The organism is Streptomyces sp. NPDC030021, from assembly GCF_055574035.1.
The window spans coordinates 22041-40231 of sequence record NZ_JBVIAH010000002.1 but is presented as its reverse complement, the minus strand read 5'-3'; the positions used below and the strand labels follow the sequence as shown (position 1 = coordinate 40231).

The following is an 18191-nucleotide window of genomic DNA, read 5'->3' as shown; positions in this document are numbered from 1 at the left end:
ACCGGACGGTCATGTCACGGGATTCCCCTGCCGGGCGCACACACCGCGCACCGCGCAGAAGGGACCGCTGACGGCGATGCAGATCCGGCTGACCGTCCTTGGGTCGCGCAGCGGCCACCAGACCGCGACCGCCCCCGCGAGCTGTGACGTACTCGTCACCGCACCCGTCGGCACCGTGCTGGCCGCGGTCGCCTCCGGGCTGGCGGCGACCGTCGGCGGACCCGACACCGGGGGCACGGTCGTGCTCTACGCCGGCTCCGAGCGCCTCGACCTCCAGCGGCGGGTGCTCGGCGAGCCGCCGCTCGTGGACGGCGCGGTACTGGCGCTGCACGGGCCCGTGCCGGACGTCCTGCCGGAGGACGGCCTCGGCGCGGCCCAGCTGCACGTCGTGGCCGGACCCGACGCGGGCGGGGTGCACCTGCTGCACAGCGGGCAGATCCGGGTGGGCCGCTCCGCCGACGCCGACGTCCCCCTCGACGACCCCGACGTCTCCCGGCTGCACTGCGCGGTGACGGTCATCCCCGACGGGCGGGTCGCCGTGGCCGACCTGAACTCGACGAACGGCACCACGCTGGACGGCGCCCCGGTGGGGGCGCAGCCCGTCGCCCTGCCCCCGGGGGCGCTGCTGCGGGTCGGCGAGTCCACTCTGCGGCTGGCTCCCGCGGGCGCTCCCGCGCTGCCGGTGGCCCCGGACCTCCAGGGCCACCTCTCGGTCTCCGCCCGGCCCGTCGCCCCCGGTCCGCTTCCCGGCCCGCTCCCCGGGGCGGATCCGGCCGCCCCCGGGCCGGCGCCGGACGCACCCGAGGTCCCCGACGCCCCTGCCGCCCCCGACGCCCCCGGCGCGTCCCGCGAAGCCGGGCCGGAGGGCGCACCGCCGAGCCCCGGCCCCGGGCGGCGGAAGGGCCTCGGCGCCTGGGCCCGCAAGTGGGTGCGCGGCGAGGAGCCCGCCGAGGCCCCGCAGGAGCCGGCGGCCGCCCCGCCCGACCCGGACGACCCCGCCGCGGTGCTGCTGGCCGCGATGGGCCCCACCGAGCGCCTGTGGTCCCGTACGCCCGGCCATCCCGCCGTGCTGGACGTGGGGCTCGGCGCCGGGAGCCGGGTGTCCCTGCCCGCCGTCGGCGCCCTCGGGCTCGCCGGGCCGCGGACCCGGCTGGCCGGGGCCGCCCGCTGGGTGGTCGCGCAGCTCGCGGCCCTGCACGCGCCGGGGCAGCTGGAGATCGTGCTCATCTCCGCCGACCGGGCGCGCGGCCTCGCCGACCGGCGGCGTGACTGGGGCTGGCTCGGCTGGCTGCCCCACGTGCGCCCCGCGCACGGCCAGGACTGCCGGCTCCTGCTCGCGTACGACCGCGACCAGGCCGTCGCGCGCACGGGTGAGCTGACCCGGCGCCTCGACGAGGGTCCGCTCGGCACGCACTGGGCCGCCGCCGATCCCGCACAGGTCCGGCAGGCCGCCGACGCGTACGAAGGCCCGTACACGCTCGTCGTCCTCGACGGCGATCCCGGGGCCGGCCCGCTGCGCGACATCACCGGCCGGCTCGCCTCGCACGGCCCGGCCGCCGGGATCCACGTGCTGGTGCTCGCCGAGGCCCCGGCCGCCACCCCCGCCTCGCCGGTCACCGAGACGTACGAGGCCGCCTGCGCGAGCTCCCCCGCCTTCCGGGACTGCGGGGCGGTCGCCCTGCTCAGCGGTGATGTGGCCACGGCCGTACGTACCTTCACGATCAGCGGTGGCAGGCCGGTCCCGTCCGGGGGCACCGCCACCGCCGACGCCGTCTCCGCCGCCTGGGCCGAACGCTTCGCCCGGGCCCTGGCCCCGCTGCGCACCGCCGAGGGCGGCTCCGCCGAGCCCTACCGGCCGACCGCGGCCGCCCTGCCCGCCACCGCGCGGCTGCTGGACGAGCTGGGGCTGGCCCGGGCCACCCCGGCCTCCCTGATGGCCCGTTGGGCGGCCGCCACCGACCAGGGGCAGGGCATGGGCGGCCTCGCCGAGATCGTGCTGGGCAGCGGACGCCGCGGGCCCGTCGGCACCGAGCTCGTCCACGACGGTCCGCACCTGCTCATCGAGGGGCCCGCCGGCAGCGGGCGGACCGAGCTGCTGCGCTCGGTGGCCGCGTCGCTGTCCGCGGCCGCCCGGCCCGACCGGCTCGGGCTGCTCCTCCTCGACGGGGCCGGCGGCGAGCGCGGCGACGGGCTGCTGCCCTGCACCGAACTCCCGCACGTCTGCGCCCACCTGGTCGCCTCCGATCCGCTGCGCATGCGGGAGTTCGCGCAGGCCCTGGGCGCGGAGCTCAAGCGCCGCTCCGAACTGCTGGAGGAGCTGTCCTTCGCCGAGTGGCACGCGCAGCGCGAGGTGTCCGACCGCATGGTCGCGCCGCGCCGGCCCACCCCGGGCGAGCAGCGCGGCGACCTCGACCCCCAGCGCACCGGCACGCTGCGGCTGCGGGCCGCGACCACCCGTACGGATCCGGCCGGGCCCAGCCCGCTGCCCCGTCTGGTGGTGCTCGTGGACGACCTCGACGCGCTGGTCGCGCCGGGGCTGGGCGCCACGGGCCGCCCCGCCGCGGGCTCGGTGGTCCGGGCGCTGGAGGCGGTGGCCCGCGAGGGCGCCCGGCTCGGTGTGCACCTGGTGGCCGCCAGCGCCCGTCCGGACCGTACGGCGGACACCGGGCTGGCCCGGCTGACGACCCTGCGCGTGGAGCTCGACGCACCCGACCAGCCGGGCCCGGGGCGCGGACTGCTCCGCTTCGGCGACGGCCGGACGGTCCCCTTCCAGGCGGGCCGGGTCACCGGCCGGATCCCCCGGACGGCGACCCAGCGGCCGACCGTGGTCCCGGTGGAGTGGGAGCGAATGGGCGATCCGCCGGCCCGCCGCCCGGTACGTGAGCTGGGCAACGGGCCCACCGACCTCGCGCTGCTGGCCAGCGCCCTGGACCGGGCCTCGCACCTGGTCTCGGCGATACCCGTGCTGTTCCCGCCCGCGCCCTGACACCCCCTAGGGGTGTCCTGCCCCCGCAAGGCGCTATTGCGGGGTCGCACGGCTCGGCGTAGACCTTGTGGTCCAGGACACATCACGGGCATCGGGGGCAGAGCCATGCGAAGGCACGGAACGAGCCGTACGACACTCACCTGGACGGCGCTCGCCGCGGCGGCCGCCCTCACGCTCTGCGCGTGCGGGGACGGCGGGACGGAGGAGCCGCAGGGTCCCGAGGGCAGCACGGCCGTACCGCGGGTGCAGTTACCGAAGCTGCCCGGCGAGAAGCTGGAGGTCGCCGCGGTCTGGACGGGCCCGGAGCAGGAGAACTTCACCAAGGTCCTGAAGGAGTTCGAGAAGCGGACGGGTGCCTCCGTCACCTTCGTCCCGGCCCAGGACCCGATCGTCACCTTCCTCGGCACGAAGATCGCGGGCGGTGCGCCGCCGGACGTGGCACTGCTCCCGCAGGTCGGGGCGCTGAAGGCGGCGGTGGAGAACAAGTGGGCGCAGCCGCTGGGCCCGGAGGCCGCCGCCCAGCTCGACGCGAACTACTCGAAGGGCTGGCGGACGCTCGGCGCCGTCGGGGACACCCAGTACGGCGTGTACTACAAGGCCGCCAACAAGTCGCTGATCTGGTACAACGCGAAGGCCTTCGAGGCGGCGGGGGTCAAGCCCCCGAAGACCTGGAAGGAACTGATCACCGCGGCCGACACGCTGTCCGCCTCCGGAACCCCGGCGGTCTCGGTGGCAGGTGCGGACGGCTGGACCCTCACCGACTGGTTCGAGAACATCTACCTCTCCCAGGCCGGGCCGGAGAAGTACGACCAGCTGGCCAAACATCAGATCAAGTGGACGGACGACAGCGTCAAGCAGGCGCTGACCACGCTCGGCGAACTGTTCGGCCGCAAGGACTTCCTGGCGGGCGGGGTGAGCGGGGCGCTGGCCACCGAGTTCCCGAAGTCGGTGACGCAGACCTTCACCGGCGGCGACCGGCCGGCGGCCGCGATGGTCTTCGAGGGTGACTTCGTGGCGGTGAACATCGCGCAGACGGAGGCGAAGGTGGGCGAGGACGCCCTCGTCTTCCCCTTCCCGGCGGTCGGCGCGAAGGCTCCGGTGGTCTCGGGCGGCGACGTGGCGGTCGCCCTGAAGCCGTCGAAGGGGGCGCAGGCGCTGCTGACCTTCCTGGCCTCGGCGGACGCGGCGGAGATCCACGCCCGTCAGGGCGGTTTCGTCTCCCCGAACAAGGCGGTGGACCCGGGCGCGTATCCGAACGCCATCCAGCGGGACATCGCCAAGGCGCTGATCGCCGCGGGTGACGACTTCCGCTTCGACATGTCGGACCAGGCCCCGGCGGCCTTCGGCGGGACCCCGGGCGCGGGCGAGTGGAAGGCGCTCCAGGACTTCCTGGCGAACCCGTCGGACGTGGCGGGCACCCAGGCGAAACTGGAGGCGGACGCGGCCAAGGCCTACGGGAACTGATCCCGTGCGGGCCCCTGCCGCTGCCCGTGCCGCCAAGGGCGCCGTCTCCGCGGAGGCCCGGCGCCGCCGGCTGATCGCGGCGGCGTTCCTCCTCCCGGCGCTCGTGCTGCTCGGTGCGCTCGTCGTGCACCCGATCGGCTACTCCCTCTACCGCAGCTTCTTCGACCGGTCCGGCGACACCTTCGTCGGCGGTGACAACTACCGGGAGATCCTGAGCGACGACACGATCCGCACCGCCCTGAAGAACACGGCGCTCTGGGTGGTGTTCGCCCCGGCCACGGCCACGGCCCTCGGCCTGATCTTCGCGGTGCTCACCGAACGGGTGCGCTGGGGAACGGCGTTCAAGCTGCTGGTCTTCATGCCGATGGCGATCTCGATGCTGGCCGCGGGCATCATCTTCCGGCTCGTCTACGACCACGATCCCGACCGCGGGGTCGCCAACGCGGTCTGGGTCGGGGTCCACGACACCTTCGCGGAGTCGTCGGCCTTCCCCAAGGCCCGCCCGGGCCGGGACTCGCCGCTCGCGGACGCCGGCGGGGGCGCCTTCATCACCCGCGACCCCGTCCGCGCGGGTACCCCGGTGCTGCTCCCGCTGGTCGGCGTGGCCCCGGAGGCGCTGCCGGACGGGACCCGGACCGCGGGCAGGTCCGACGCCGTGCCGGGGAAGGTCACCGGCACCGTCTGGCAGGACTTCACCCGGGGCGGGGGCGGGTCGGCGAACGTGGTCGACCCGACCGAGCAGGGCTTCGCCGGGATGCGGATCGAGGCGGTCAAGGACGGCCGGGTGGTCGATACGGCGACGGCCGCCGCCGACGGCACCTTCACCCTGTCCGCGAAGGCCGACGGGGCCCTGCTGCGGCTGCCCGCGGCCAATTTCCGGGAGGCGTACGCGGGGGTGCAGTGGCTCGGCCCGGCGCTCGTCACCCCGGCGGTCATCGGGGCGTACGTATGGATGTGGGCCGGTTTCGCGATGGTGCTGATCGGGGCCGGGCTGGCCGCCGTACCGCGTGAGCTGCTGGAGGCGGCGCGCGTGGACGGGGCGAACGAGTGGCAGGTGTTCCGGCGGATCACCGTCCCGCTGCTGGCGCCCGTCCTGGCGGTCGTGCTCGTCACCCTCGTCATCAACGTCATGAAGATCTTCGACCTGGTCTTCGTGATCGCGCCGGGTGCGGTCCAGGACGACGCGAACGTGCTCGCGCTGCAGCTGTACCGGACCTCCTTCGGCACGGACGCCGATCCGGGGCTGGGCAGCGCCATCGCCGTGCTGCTGCTGGTGCTGGTGATCCCGGTGATGCTCGTGAACATCCGTCGGCTGCGCAAGGAGGGGTCCCGATGAGCCGTTCCGACGTGACACCGGACCCGGCGGCGGAGCGGGCGACTGCGGGGCCCTCGCGCGCCCGGCCGCCGCGCTCCGAGCCTCCGCGCGCCAAGACCTCGTACGCCGGCCTCGTCTCCGCCAAGCTCGCCGCGGGCGCGCTGCGCGTCTTCCTGGTCGTGGCGGCGCTCTTCTGGCTGCTGCCCACGCTCGGGCTGCTGCTCTCCTCGTTCGTCTCCCCCACCGACCTCAACAGCGGCGGCTGGTGGCAGGTGCTCACGGCGCCCTCACGGCTGACGGCCGACAACTACGAGCGGCTGCTGGCGAACGACACCATCACGGGCTCTCTCCTCAACACGTTCGCGATCGCCGTGCCGACCACCCTGCTGGTCGTGGCCCTGGGCGCCTTCGCCGGATACGCCTTCGCCTGGCTGGAGTTCCCCGGCCGGGACTGGCTGTTCCTCCTCGTCGTCGGACTCCTCGTGGTCCCCGTGCAGGTGGCCCTGATCCCGGTCTCCGAACTCTTCGGCTCCATCGGGCTGTTCGAGACCACGGCGGGCGTGGTCCTCTTCCACACCGCCTTCGGACTGCCCTTCGCCGTGTTCCTGCTGCGCAACTTCTTCGCGGAGATCCCGCGCGAGCTGCTGGAGGCGGCCCGTCTCGACGGGGCGGGTGAACTGCGGCTGTTCGCACGGGTGGTGCTGCCGCTCGGCGCGCCGGCGATCGCCTCGCTCGGCATCTTCCAGTTCCTGTGGGTGTGGAACGACATGCTGGTGGCGCTGGTGTTCGCGGACTCGGCCAGGCCGCCGGTCACGGTCGCGCTGCAGCAGCAGGTACGGCAGTTCGGGAACAACATCGACGTGCTCGCGCCCGGCGCGTTCCTGTCGATGGCGGTCCCGCTCGTCGTCTTCTTCGCCTTCCAGCGGCACTTCGTCTCGGGGGTGATGGCCGGGGCGATCAAGTAGCCTCCCCTCCGCACGGCGCGTGACGTGGCCCGTTGACGCTGCGTAACCCGAATGCCGCACACCGCGTAACCCGATCGCCACGCGTGGGGTTCCTGGGCCACATGCCCGCGCCGACCCCTGGATGTGCCGTGCCCCGGTTCAGCGTCATCGTGCCCGCGTACAAGGTCCAGGCCTACCTCCAGGAGGGTCTGGACTCGGTCCTGACGCAGTCGTACCCGGATCTGGAGCTGATCGCGGTCGACGACGCCTCTCCGGACGCCTGCGGTTCGATCATCGACGAGTACGCGGCGCGTGACCCCCGGGTGACGGCCGTCCACCTGGCGCACAATCTGGGCCTGGGGCCGGCGCGCAACGCGGGCCTGGCGCGGGCGAGCGGCGACTACCTGATCTTCCTCGACGGCGACGACACCCTCGCCCCCGGCGCCCTGCAGGCCATCACCGACCGGCTGAAGGCCACCGGCTCCCCCGACGTGCTGGTCTACGACTACGCGCGCACCTTCTGGTCGGGCGAACGCGTGCGCAACACCCTCTCCCACCGGCTGTCCGAGGAGGGCCCGGCCAGCTTCCGCCTCGCCGACCGCCCGGCGCTCCTCGGCATGCTGATGGTGGTCTGGAACAAGGCCTACCGCCGCGAGTACGTGGAGCGCGAGGGCCTCGCGTTCCCGCCCGGCTTCTACGAGGACACCCCCTGGACCTACCCGGCCCTGCTGGCCGCGGAGTCCGTCGCCGTCCTGGACCGGGTCTGCGTCCACTACCGGCAGCGGCGCACCGGCTCGATCCTGACCACCACCAGCCGCCGCCACCTCGACATCTTCGACCAGTACGACCGGGTCTTCGGCTATCTCGCAGGCCGCCCCGAGCTGGAGCGCTGGCGCCCCGCCCTGCACCGCCGGATGGCCGAGCACTTCTGCGCCCTGTACGCCGGCCCGCGCCGCCTCCCGCGCGCCGCCCGGGCCGAGTTCTTCGCCCGGGCCTGCGCCCTGCTGCGCCGCTACCGCGTCCCCGGCGGCAGCAGCGCCCTGCCGCTGTCCCTGTCGCGGACCGACCGGGTCCGGCACACCCTGATGCGGCTGGGCACCCGGCGCACCTACCGGCTGCTGTCGGCGCTGCGCTCGGCCGGACTGGCACTGGGCCGCGTGGCCTCGGCCCTGTGGCGGGGCCTGCGCGAAACGGCCCTGCGCCTGCACTACCGGACCCAGCGCCTCCTGCCCCTGCGCCCGGAGCTCGCGGTCTTCTCCGCGTACTGGCACGGCGGCTACGCCTGCAACCCGGCGGCGATCGAGGCCAAACTGCGGGAGCTCGCGCCGCAGATGCGCACGGCATGGATCTGCGGTCCGGAGCACGCCTCGACCCTGCCCCGCGAGACGACGGCGCTGCGCCCGGGCTCGGCGGCCTACTGGACCGCCCTGGCCAGGGCCGCCTACCTGGTCACGAACGTCAACTTCGACCGCACCCTGGTCAAGCGCCCGGGCCAGGTCCTGGTCCAGACGCAGCACGGCACCCCGCTCAAGCGCGTGGGCCTCGACCTCCAGGACCGCCCGGCGGCCACCCCGACGACGGACTTCGCGGGCCTGCTGCGCGGCGCCGACCAGTGGGACTACCTGCTCTCCTCGAACCGGCACTCCACCCTGGTGTGGGAGAAGGCCGTCCCGTCCTCCTACACGACGCTGGAGTACGGCTACCCGCGCAACGACGTCTTCCACCGGGCGGGCCCGGCCGAGGTGCTGGAGCTGCGCGAACGCCTCGGCATCCCGGCGGGCTCGACGGCCGTCCTGTACGCGCCCACGCACCGCGACTACCGGCGCAGCCGGCCGGACCACCTGGACTTCGAGCGGGTGCTGCGGGACCTGGGCCCGCGCTTCACGATCCTGGCCCGCACCCACCTCACGTACGCGGACGTCCCGCCCTCCCCGGACACGCACCCGCGCCTGATCGACGTCTCCTCCCACCCCTCGGTGGAGGAGCTCTGCCTGGCCTCGGACGCGCTGGTGACGGACTACTCGTCCCTGATGTTCGACTACGCGGCGCTGGACCGGCCGATCGTGATCCACGCGGACGACTGGGAGGCGTACGAGGCGGCCCGGGGCACGTACTTCGACCTTCGGTCGTGCCCGCCGGGCGCGATCGCCCGGACCGAGGACGAGCTGGTGGACATCTTCAGCACGGGCCACTGGCAGGGCTCGCGCTCCGCGCAGCTGCGGGCGGCCTTCCGCGCGCGCTTCTGCTCGCACGACGACGGCCACGCGGCGGAGCGGGTGGTGCGCCGGGTCTTCCTCGGGCAGACGGCCCCGATCCCGGCGGTCATCCCCCTGGAGGACCGCCGTCCCACTCCTGCGGCTCCCGCGCCGGCGCCGGCCCCGGCTCCCGTCCGGCCGTAGCTTCCTAGGAACTCGCCTTCAGGCCCGCCACCACTTGGTGGGCCAGGACGTCGAGGTGGCTGCCGGTCACCGCGTCCCGGACGACCACCTGGCGCCAGTAGAGCGGGCCGATCAGCAGGTCGAGGGCGTGGGCCGGGTCGATGCCCGCCGGGAGTTCGCCGCGGGCGACCGCGTCCGAGACGATCCCCTCCGCCATGCGGCGCTGCCCGTCGAGCAGCGCGCCGCGCACCGCGTCCGCGATCTCCGGGTTCCGCGCCGCCTCCACGAGCAGGTCGGGGATCACCGCGGAGGCCACCGGGTGCCGCAGCACGTGTGACATGACCTCCAGCAGGGCCCGTACGTCCCCGTACAGGGAGCCGGTCGCGGGCACCGGCAGGCCGTCCACCGCGAAGGCCCCCACCAGGTCCAGCACCAGGTGCAGCTTCGACTTCCACCGCCGGTAGACCGCGGTCTTGCCGACCCCCGCCCGGCGGGCGATGCCCTCGATGGACATCTTCGAGAAGCCGACCGCGGCCAGTTCCTCCACCACCGCGTCGCGGATCGCCTCGGTCACGTCCGCGCGCAGGACGGCGGCCCCGGCGGGGGCTCTACGGGCGGGGGCGGGGGCGGAAGCGGTGGCGGCGGGGTCCGGGGTCATGCAGAGAGCATAGCCGCGTCCCGTCACGACGATACGGTTGCGTTCCGACGCAGCACGCCCTAACCTCGCCGTAACGACGATACGGACCCGTCCCGACCTCGGCAGTGACGTACTGACCCCGTCGAAAGCGAACCCTGTGACCACCGCGACCGCCCCCAAGACCGAGCCCGCGCCCTCCGCGGAACTCGCGCGACTCGCCGCCGCCCACGGCCTCACCCTCAGCGGCGCCCGCCCCACGCTCCCCCGCTACATCGCGGAACTCTGGGACCGCCGCCACTTCGTGACCGCGTACGCGACCGCCCGCATGCAGGCCACGTACAGCACCGCCAAGCTCGGCCAGCTCTGGCACCTGGTGACCCCGCTCCTCAACGCGGCCGTCTACTACTTCATCTTCGGCATCGTGATGAAGGCCAGCCACGGCGTGCCGGACTACGTGCCCTTCCTGATCACCGGCATCTTCGTCTGGGACTTCATCGGCAGCTCCATCAACGCCGGCACCCGCTCCGTCCACAGCAACCGCGGCCTGGTCCGTGCCCTGCACTTCCCGCGCGCCAGCCTGCCCATCTCCACCGTCGTCCAGCTCTTCCAGCAGCTGCTCGTCACCATGGGCGCCCTGGTCATCCTGCTCCTGGCCTTCGGCCAGCGGCCCGCCTGGTCCTGGTTCCTGGCCCTCCCGGCCCTGCTGCTGATGGCCGTCTTCGCCGCCGGCTGCGCGATGGTCATGGCGCGCATCGGCAGCAAGAGCCCGGACGTCAGCCAGCTCATGCCCTTCGTCCTGCGCACCTGGATGTACTCCTCGGGCGTCATGTGGTCCATCGACCAGATGCTCACGTCGGACCAGCTGCCGCACCACTGGGTGCTGACACTGCTCAAGCTCAACCCCGCCGCCGTCTACATCGACCTGATGCGCTTCGCGCTGATCGACAGCTTCCAGGCGCACTCGCTCCCGCCCCACGCGTGGCCCCTGGCCATCGGCTGGGCCCTGCTCGCCGGCGTCGGCGGCTTCATCTGGTTCTGGAAAGCAGAAGAGGAGTACGGACGTGGCTGACACCGCGACGACCACCGACACCCGGGTACCGACCGTCATCGCCGACGGGGTCCACGTCATCTACAAGGTCCACGGCACCAGCGGCCGCAAGGGCGGAGCCACCGCGGCGCTCAGCCGGGTCTTCTCCCGCAAGCCGTCCCCCGGCATCAAGGAGGTGCACGCCGTCAAGGGCGTCACCTTCACCGCGTACAAGGGCGAGGCCATCGGCCTCATCGGCTCCAACGGCTCGGGCAAGTCCACCTTGCTGGCCGCCATCGCGGGCCTCCAGCCGGTGGCCCGCGGCCGGATCTACTCGCACGGCCAGCCGTCCCTGCTCGGTGTGAACGCCGCCCTGATGAACGACCTGACCGGCGAGCGCAACGTCATCCTCGGCGGCCTCGCGATGGGCATGTCCAAGCAGCAGATCCGCGAGCGCTACCAGGGGATCGTCGACTTCTCCGGCATCAACGAGAAGGGCGACTTCATCTCCCTGCCCATGCGGACGTACTCCTCCGGCATGGGCGCCCGGCTGCGGTTCTCCATCGCCGCCGCCAAGGACCACGACGTCCTGATGATCGACGAGGCCCTGGCCACCGGCGACGCCGCCTTCCAGCGCCGCAGCCAGGCCCGCATCGAGGAACTCCGCGAGCACGCCGGCACCGTCTTCCTCGTCAGCCACGGCATCAACACGGTCCGCGAGACATGCGACCGCGCGATCTGGCTGGAGGCCGGCGTCCTCCGCATGGACGGCCCCTCGAAGGAAGTCTGCGACGCCTACGACGCCTTCACCCGCTGCTAGGCCGTCGGATCCCAGAGGCCGCCGGCCTCGCCGCGGGCGAGGTGCTCGGCGTAGACGCCGACCTTCCGGGCGATGACCGAACGGCACTCCTCCAGCGCCTGGATCTGCTCCTCGACGCGCCGCCGGTGCACGTCGAGGAGCGAGAGGCGTTCGGCCTCGTTGCCCGGACCCCGCCGCACCAGCTCCGCGAACCGCTTGAGGTCGGCGAGGGGCATCCCGGATTCCCGCAGCTTGACGCAGATGAGCAACCAGTCGACATCGACCGGGGCATATCGCCGCCGACCGCCCGCGGTGCGCCGGACCGGCCCGACCAGCAGGCCCTCCCGCTCGTAGAAGCGCAGCGCGTGCACGCTGAGGCCGGTCCGCTCGGCCACCTCGCCGATGCCCAGGGTCTTCGCGCGCGTCTCGGTGGTCACCATGCGGACCAGCCTAGGTCGCGTCCGACCCAGGACTTGATCTAGACCTCACTCGAGATCCTAGCGTCGTCGGCATGACCACAGATCAGCATCCGCTCGGCTCGCCCTTCTCCGCCACCAGCACCGCCGAGGACGTCATGGCGGACCTCGACCTGTCCGGCGTCACCGCCGTCGTGACCGGGGGCTACTCCGGACTCGGTCTGGAAACCACGCGGGGCCTGGCCGCCGCCGGGGCCCGGGTCATCGTCCCGGCACGGCGGCCCGGGACCGCCCGCGCCGCCGTCGGGGACCTGCCCGGCTGCGAGGTCGTCCCGATGGACCTGGCCGACCTCGGCAGCGTCCGCGCCGCCGCCGCCCGGATCCGTGGCTCCGTCGCAAGGCTCGACCTGCTGATGGCCGTCGCCGGTGTCATGGCCACCCCCGAGCGACGCGTCGGCCCCGGCTGGGAGAACCAGCTCGCCACCAACCACTTCGGACACTTCGCGCTCACCTGCGAGCTGTACCCGCTGCTGGCAGCCGCCGACGGTGCGCGCGTCGTCGTCAACAGCTCCTCCGGGCACTCCCTGACCGACATCCGCCGGCCCGACCCGCACTTCCGCACCGGCTACGACAAGTGGCTGGCCTACGGCCAGTCCAAGACCGCCAACGCGCTGTTCGCCGTGCACCTCGACGTTCTCGGACGGGGCGACGGCGTTCGGGCGTTCGCCCTCCACCCAGGCAAGATCATCACAGGCCTCCAGCGGGAGATGACCCTCCGCGAACAGATCGACCGTGGCTGGGTGAACGAGCACGGGCACGTGATCGGCGCCGACTTCAAGACCCCCTCCCAGGGCGCCGCCACCGGCCTCTGGGCGGCCACCTCCCCACTCCTCCACGGCCGCGGCGGCCTCTACCTGGAGGACTGCGACATCGCACGCGTCGCCGCCCCCACCGAGCCCATGGACAACGGCGGCGTCCGCGAGTACGCCATAGCCCCGCGAGCAGCCGCCCAGTTGTGGGCCCTCACCGCGACAACCACCACCTTCGACCTCGCCGCCCCTCCCGGCCCCGCCGGCGTTTGAGGCGCGGGGGCCCGGGGGCAGCGCCCCCCGCAACGGCGCCGCACCCGGCAGCACGCACCGGAACCACGAACGGGCCGGGCCCGGGACCATCGAGGTCCCGGGCCCGGCCCGTTCCGTACAACCCCGCGATCAGCTGTGCGCGCGCAACAGCGACCGCATCGTCCGCATCGCCACCGACAGGTTCGCCAGGTCGAAGTCGTCCGACCCCTGGATCTCGTCCAGAGTCGTCCGCGCCCGCCCGATGATGGCCGTGTTCTTCTCCTCCCACGCCTTGAAGCGCTCCTCGGGAGTCGACGTGCCGTTGCCCACCGACAACACGTCCGCGGTCAGCGCCGCGTGCGCCGCGAAGAGGTCCTCGCGGATGGAGGCGCGGGCCATCGACTGCCAGCGGTCGGACCGCGGCAGCTCGATGATCCGGTCCATCAGCTGGGTGATGGCCAGGCGGTCGGCGAGGTCGTAGTACACCTCGGCGACCTCCAGCGGGTCCACACCCGTGCGGTCCGCGATCGCGACGATGTCCAGCGCCGGGAAGGCGGAGGAGAAGCCGGCCACCTTGGCGGCCAGTTCCTCCGGAACGCCCTCACCCGTCAGCTCGTCCAGGATCGACTGGTACCACTCCAGGTCGGCGCCGCGCACCAGCTTCGGCAGCTCGGCCCAGACCTGGCCCACGCGCTCCTCGAAGAAGGCGATGGTCTCGGTGATCTGGAGCGGCTGCGGCCGGTTGTTCAGCAGCCAGCGGGTACCGCGCTCGACCAGGCGCCGCGAGTGCAGCCGCACCCGGGTCTGGACGTCGGCGGCGACCTTGTTGTCGAGCGCCTCCACCGCGTCCCACACGTCGGCCAGGCCGAAGATCTCGCGGGCCGCGAGCTGCGCGCGGACGATCTCCTCCGTGGAGGCCCCGCTCTCCTCGCGCAGACGGTGCAGGAAGGTCGAACCACCCGTGTTGACGGTGTCGTTGACCAGAATGGTGGTGATGATCTCCCGGCGCAGCGCGTGCGTGTCGATCTGCTCGGTGAGCCTCTCGGCCAGGGCGGCCGGGAAGTACGCGAAGAGCAGACGGCGCAGGTACGGGTCGTCCGGCAGCTCGGTGGCGATGAGCTCGTCCGCCACCGTGATCTTGGTGTAGGCGAAGAGCACGGCCAGCTCGGGCTGGGTCAGGCCCTTGCCGCCGCCCAGCAGCTCGCGGATCTGCCGGTCGGTGGGCAGGAACTCCAGCGCCCGGTCGAGGAGCCCGTCGCGCTCCAGCCGCCGCATGTAGCGCTGCTGGGCGTGGAGCAGGCTCGGGGCCTGGGCCGCGCCGTTGGCGAGCGCGATGTTCTGCGCGTAGTTGTTGCGCAGCACCAGACGGCCGACCTCGTCGGTCATCTGGGCGAGCAGCTTGTTGCGCTGCTTGACCGTCATGTCGCCGTCCGTGACGACCGCGTTGAGCAGGATCTTGATGTTCACCTCGTGGTCGGAGGTGTCCACGCCCGCGCTGTTGTCGATGGCGTCGGTGTTGACCTTGCCGCCCTCGCCGCCCGCACCGGTGCGGGCGAACTCGATCCGGCCGAGCTGGGTCAGACCCAGGTTGCCGCCCTCGCCGATGACCTTGGCCCGCACGTCGGAGCCGTTGACGCGGATGGCGTCGTTGGCCTTGTCGCCGACGTCCGCGTGCGTCTCGGCGGTGGCCTTGACGTACGTACCGATGCCGCCGTTCCACAGCAGGTCCACGGGGGACTGCAGGATCGCCTTCATCAGGTCGGCGGGGGTCATCTTGGTGACGCCCGCCTCGATGCCGAGGGCCTCACGGACCTGCGCGGTGATCGGGACGGCCTTCGCGGAACGCGGGTGGATGCCACCGCCCGCCGAGATCAGCGAGGTGTCGTAGTCGGCCCACGAGGAGCGCGGCAGCTCGAACAGGCGCCGGCGCTCGGCGTAGGAGGTGGCCGCGTCCGGGTTCGGGTCGATGAAGATGTGCCGGTGGTCGAAGGCGGCGACCAGGCGGATGTGCTCGGAGAGCAGCATGCCGTTGCCGAACACGTCACCGGACATGTCACCGACGCCGACGACCGTGAAGTCCTCGGTCTGGGTGTCGTGGCCCAGCTCGCGGAAGTGCCGCTTGACGGACTCCCACGCGCCACGGGCGGTGATCCCCATGCCCTTGTGGTCGTAGCCGGCCGAGCCGCCCGACGCGAAGGCGTCGCCGAGCCAGAAGCCGTAGGACTCGGCCACTCCGTTGGCGATGTCGGAGAAGGTCGCGGTGCCCTTGTCGGCGGCGACGACGAGGTAGGTGTCGTCCTCGTCGTGGCGGACCACGCCCTTCGGGGGCAGGACCTCGCCGGCGACCATGTTGTCGGTGATGTCGAGCAGCGCCGAGATGAAGATCTTGTACGAGGCGATGCCCTCGGCGAGCCAGGCGTCACGGTCCACCGACGGGTCGGGGAGGTTCTTCGCGACGAAGCCGCCCTTGGCGCCGACCGGCACGATCACGGTGTTCTTGACCATCTGCGCCTTGACCAGGCCGAGGATCTCCGTACGGAAGTCCTCACGGCGGTCGGACCAGCGCAGGCCGCCTCGGGCGACCTTGCCGAAGCGCAGGTGGACGCCCTCGACGCGCGGGGAGTAGACCCAGATCTCGAAGGCCGGACGCGGGGCCGGCAGGTCCGGGATGGCCTGCGGGTCGAACTTCATCGACACGTACGAGTGCTGCTCGCCCACGCCGTTGAGCTGGAAGAAGTTCGTGCGCAGCGTGGCCTTGATGAGGGTGAGGAAGGCCCGCAGGATGCGGTCCTCGTCGAGCGAGGCGACCTGGTCCAGGGCCCCGTCGAGCTCCTCCAGCATGGCGTCCACGAGCTCGCTGCCGGCGGTCTGGCGCACGGGCGCCATCCGGGCCTCGAAGAGCGAGACCAGCAGTCGGGTGGTGTGGACGTTGTTGCGGAGGGTGTCCTCCATGTAGTCCTGGCTGAAGGTGGAGCCGGCCTGGCGCAGGTACTTGGCGTACGCGCGCAGGACGACGGCCTGCCGCCAGGTGAGCCCGGCGCTCAGCACCAGGGCGTTGAAGTTGTCGTTCTCCGCGTCGCCCTGCCAGACCGCGGCGAAGGCGTCCTGGAAGCGCTCGCGGGCGTCGTCGCCGAGGTAGTTGTCCCCGTTGCCGGAGAGGGGCATCCGCAGACCGAAGTCGTAGATCCAGGCGCTGACCCGGTCGGAGCGGCGCAGCTCGTACGGGCGCTCGTCGGTGACCTCGACGCCCAGGCGCTGCAGCACCGGCAGGACCGCGGAGAGCGAGACCTGGTCACCGGTACGGAAGATCTTGAACCGGCGCTCGCCGGGGCCCGCGCCGACGGGCTCGTAGAGCGAGAGCGCGAACTGGCGGTCGCTGGCGGCGAGCCGCTCCAGGTGGACCAGGTCGGCGACGGCCGCGCGCGGCGAGTGGTCGGCCTTGTAGCCCTCGGTGAACGAGGTGCCGTAGCGGCGCAGCAGCTCGGCGGCGCGCTCCTCGCCGCACTCGGCGATCAGCGCTTCCTGGAAGCCGTCGGCCCAGGAGCGGGCGGCCTCGACGAGACGGCCCTCGATGCGCTCGACGTCGGAGTCGGTCAGCGCGGGCAGCTCGGTGCCCTGCGGGACGCGGACGACGAAGTGGATGCGGGAGAGGATCGACTCGGTGTTCCACGCGGTGAAGTCGACGCTGATGCCGCCGAGCTCCTCGCGGAGGATGTCCATCAGGCGCAGCCGCACCCCGGTGGTGAACCGGTCGCGGGGCAGGTAGACGAGCGCCGAGTAGTAGCGGCCGTACTCGTCCTGGCGCAGGTACAGCCGCAGCCGGCGGCGTTCCTGGAGGTACAGGACGGAGGTGACGATGGCCCGGAGCTGGTCGACCGGGGTCTGGAACAGCTCGTCGCGCGGGTACGTCTCCAGGATCTGCAGCAGGTCGCGGCCGTCGTGGCTGCTCGGCGCGAAGCCGGCGCCGTCGAGGACCTCGACGACCTTGCGGCGGATCACCGGGACGCGGCGCACGGACTCGGTGTACGCGGCGGAGGAGAACAGGCCGAGGAAGCGGCGCTCGCCGACGACGTTGCCGTCGGCGTCGAACTTCTTGACGCCCACGTAGTCGAGGTACGAGGGGCGGTGCACGGTGGAGCGGCTGTTGGCCTTGGTCAGCACCAGCAGGCGGTGCTCGCGGGCCTTGGCGCGGGCGTCGGCCGGCAGCCGGTTGAAGGACGGGGAGACCGGGTGGCCGTCGTCCTTGCCGCTGTGGTGCGGGTCGGAGCGCAGGATGCCGAGGCCGGTGCCGGGCACGGCGGCCAGGGAGTCGCCGTCGACGAGGTTGTACTCGCGGTAGCCGAGGAAGGTGAAGTGGTCGTCGGCGAGCCAGCGCAGCAGCTCACGGGCCTCTTCGAGCTCGTACTCGCGCAGGTCGGGGGCGGTGTGCTCCTCGGGCAGGCCCTCGGCGATGCGCAGCGCGGCGTCGCGCATCTTCTCCCAGTCCTCGACGGACTCCCGTACGTCGGACAGGACGCGCTGAAGGTCGGCGGTGATCTGCTTGAGGTCGGCGCGGTCGGTCTCGCGGTCGATCTCGACGTGGATCCAGGACTCGACGAGGGAGTCGTGGGGGCGCGCGGTGCGGGGACCGTGGGCGTCGCAGTCGGGGCCGAGGATCTCGATCAGCTTGCCGGTGATGTCACGGCGGACGACGACCTGCGGGTGGATCACGAGGTGGATGCCGCGGCCCTGGCGGGACAGCTCGTTCGTCACGGAGTCCACGAGGAAGGGCATGTCGTCGGTGACGACCTCGACGACGGAGTGGCTGGAGGTCCAGCCGTTCTCCTCCACCGTGGGCGTGTGCACGCGCACGTTCGCGGTGCCCTGCGGCCGGTTCTCTGCGAGCCGGTAGTGCGAGAGCGCGGCTCCGAACACATCGACCGGGTCCCGGTCCGCGAGGTCCTCGGGCGCCGTGTGCAGGTAGTAGCGCTGGAGGTAGGAGAGCACCGCGTCCTTGTCTGGACGCTCTCCCCGCTCGGACCCAGTCGGAAGTAGCCCCCCGGCCGGGCTGTGCTCAGCTACCCGGGCCGCCCGTGCGAGCAGCTCGGCCTTTGCTTCGTCCAGCTTGGTCTGCATGTCCTCTGGCTCCTGTCGCGCGCCATTGCGTGACGTAGGTGAAGGAAGG

At 72.7% G+C, this 18191-nt stretch carries 11 protein-coding genes; 8 read left to right on the top strand and 3 right to left on the bottom strand.

The window, feature by feature from the left end; genetic code table 11:
- The first annotated feature begins 76 nt into the window (after positions 1-76).
- The 5 genes from ACZ4YL_RS03220 (at position 77) to ACZ4YL_RS03200 (ending at position 9108) form a co-directional block, all read left to right on the top strand.
- Entirely contained in the window at positions 77-2986 is a 2910-nt protein-coding gene (locus ACZ4YL_RS03220) for an FHA domain-containing protein (RefSeq protein ID WP_468113505.1), read from the top strand.
- 105 nt (positions 2987-3091) lie between these two features.
- Positions 3092-4450, top strand: a complete 1359-nt coding sequence (locus tag ACZ4YL_RS03215) for an ABC transporter substrate-binding protein (RefSeq protein ID WP_468113504.1) — start codon at positions 3092-3094, stop codon at positions 4448-4450.
- A gap of 4 nt (positions 4451-4454) precedes the next feature.
- The gene (locus tag ACZ4YL_RS03210) at positions 4455-5786 is read left to right on the top strand and encodes a carbohydrate ABC transporter permease (protein WP_468113503.1); all 1332 of its coding nucleotides are present in this window, start codon (positions 4455-4457) and stop codon (positions 5784-5786) included.
- Positions 5783-6730 carry a carbohydrate ABC transporter permease gene (locus ACZ4YL_RS03205; RefSeq protein ID WP_468113502.1) on the top strand — a complete coding sequence of 316 codons (948 nt, stop codon included), beginning with the start codon at positions 5783-5785 and terminating at the stop codon, positions 6728-6730. The genes ACZ4YL_RS03210 and ACZ4YL_RS03205 overlap by 4 nt, the downstream gene beginning before the upstream one ends.
- A gap of 128 nt (positions 6731-6858) precedes the next feature.
- The gene (locus ACZ4YL_RS03200; RefSeq protein WP_468113501.1) at positions 6859-9108 is read left to right on the top strand and encodes a bifunctional glycosyltransferase/CDP-glycerol:glycerophosphate glycerophosphotransferase; all 2250 of its coding nucleotides are present in this window, start codon (positions 6859-6861) and stop codon (positions 9106-9108) included.
- A gap of 4 nt (positions 9109-9112) precedes the next feature.
- On the opposite strand, the gene ACZ4YL_RS03195 is transcribed toward ACZ4YL_RS03200, so the two are convergent.
- Positions 9113-9745, bottom strand: coding sequence for a TetR/AcrR family transcriptional regulator (locus ACZ4YL_RS03195; RefSeq protein WP_468113500.1), 633 nt, complete (start codon positions 9743-9745; stop codon positions 9113-9115).
- Positions 9746-9881: 136 nt separating this feature from the next.
- Between ACZ4YL_RS03195 and ACZ4YL_RS03190 the strand changes: the two genes are divergently transcribed.
- The gene (locus ACZ4YL_RS03190) at positions 9882-10793 is read left to right on the top strand and encodes an ABC transporter permease (RefSeq protein ID WP_468113499.1); all 912 of its coding nucleotides are present in this window, start codon (positions 9882-9884) and stop codon (positions 10791-10793) included.
- Positions 10786-11571 carry an ABC transporter ATP-binding protein gene (locus ACZ4YL_RS03185; protein WP_468113498.1) on the top strand — a complete coding sequence of 262 codons (786 nt, stop codon included), beginning with the start codon at positions 10786-10788 and terminating at the stop codon, positions 11569-11571. The genes ACZ4YL_RS03190 and ACZ4YL_RS03185 overlap by 8 nt, the downstream gene beginning before the upstream one ends.
- On the opposite strand, the gene ACZ4YL_RS03180 is transcribed toward ACZ4YL_RS03185, so the two are convergent.
- Positions 11568-11990: a MerR family transcriptional regulator gene (locus ACZ4YL_RS03180; protein WP_266391956.1), complete on the bottom strand. Its 423-nt coding sequence runs from the start codon at positions 11988-11990 to the stop codon at positions 11568-11570. The two genes, ACZ4YL_RS03185 and ACZ4YL_RS03180, sit on opposite strands and share 4 nt — an antisense overlap.
- A 71-nt stretch (positions 11991-12061) precedes the next feature.
- Here ACZ4YL_RS03180 and ACZ4YL_RS03175 point away from each other — a divergent pair, with 71 nt between their 5' ends.
- Positions 12062-13048, top strand: coding sequence for an SDR family NAD(P)-dependent oxidoreductase (locus ACZ4YL_RS03175; protein WP_468113497.1), 987 nt, complete (start codon positions 12062-12064; stop codon positions 13046-13048).
- 129 nt (positions 13049-13177) lie between these two features.
- Here ACZ4YL_RS03175 and ACZ4YL_RS03170 read toward each other — a convergent pair whose 3' ends face one another.
- Positions 13178-18142 carry an NAD-glutamate dehydrogenase gene (locus ACZ4YL_RS03170; protein WP_468113496.1) on the bottom strand — a complete coding sequence of 1655 codons (4965 nt, stop codon included), beginning with the start codon at positions 18140-18142 and terminating at the stop codon, positions 13178-13180.
- Positions 18143-18191: the final 49 nt, after the last annotated feature.

What these genes read in the sequence shown, in the direction of transcription:
- ACZ4YL_RS03220 (WP_468113505.1), top strand. Translation starts at nt 77, where the DNA reads ATGCAGATCCGGCTGACCGTCCTTGGGTCGCGCAGCGGCCACCAGACC.
- ACZ4YL_RS03170 (WP_468113496.1), bottom strand. Translation starts at nt 18,142, where the DNA reads ATGCAGACCAAGCTGGACGAAGCAAAGGCCGAGCTGCTCGCACGGGCG.
- ACZ4YL_RS03175 (WP_468113497.1), top strand. Translation starts at nt 12,062, where the DNA reads ATGACCACAGATCAGCATCCGCTCGGCTCGCCCTTCTCCGCCACCAGC.
- ACZ4YL_RS03180 (WP_266391956.1), bottom strand. Translation starts at nt 11,990, where the DNA reads ATGGTGACCACCGAGACGCGCGCGAAGACCCTGGGCATCGGCGAGGTG.
- ACZ4YL_RS03195 (WP_468113500.1), bottom strand. Translation starts at nt 9,745, where the DNA reads ATGACCCCGGACCCCGCCGCCACCGCTTCCGCCCCCGCCCCCGCCCGT.
- ACZ4YL_RS03215 (WP_468113504.1), top strand. Translation starts at nt 3,092, where the DNA reads ATGCGAAGGCACGGAACGAGCCGTACGACACTCACCTGGACGGCGCTC.
- ACZ4YL_RS03205 (WP_468113502.1), top strand. Translation starts at nt 5,783, where the DNA reads ATGAGCCGTTCCGACGTGACACCGGACCCGGCGGCGGAGCGGGCGACT.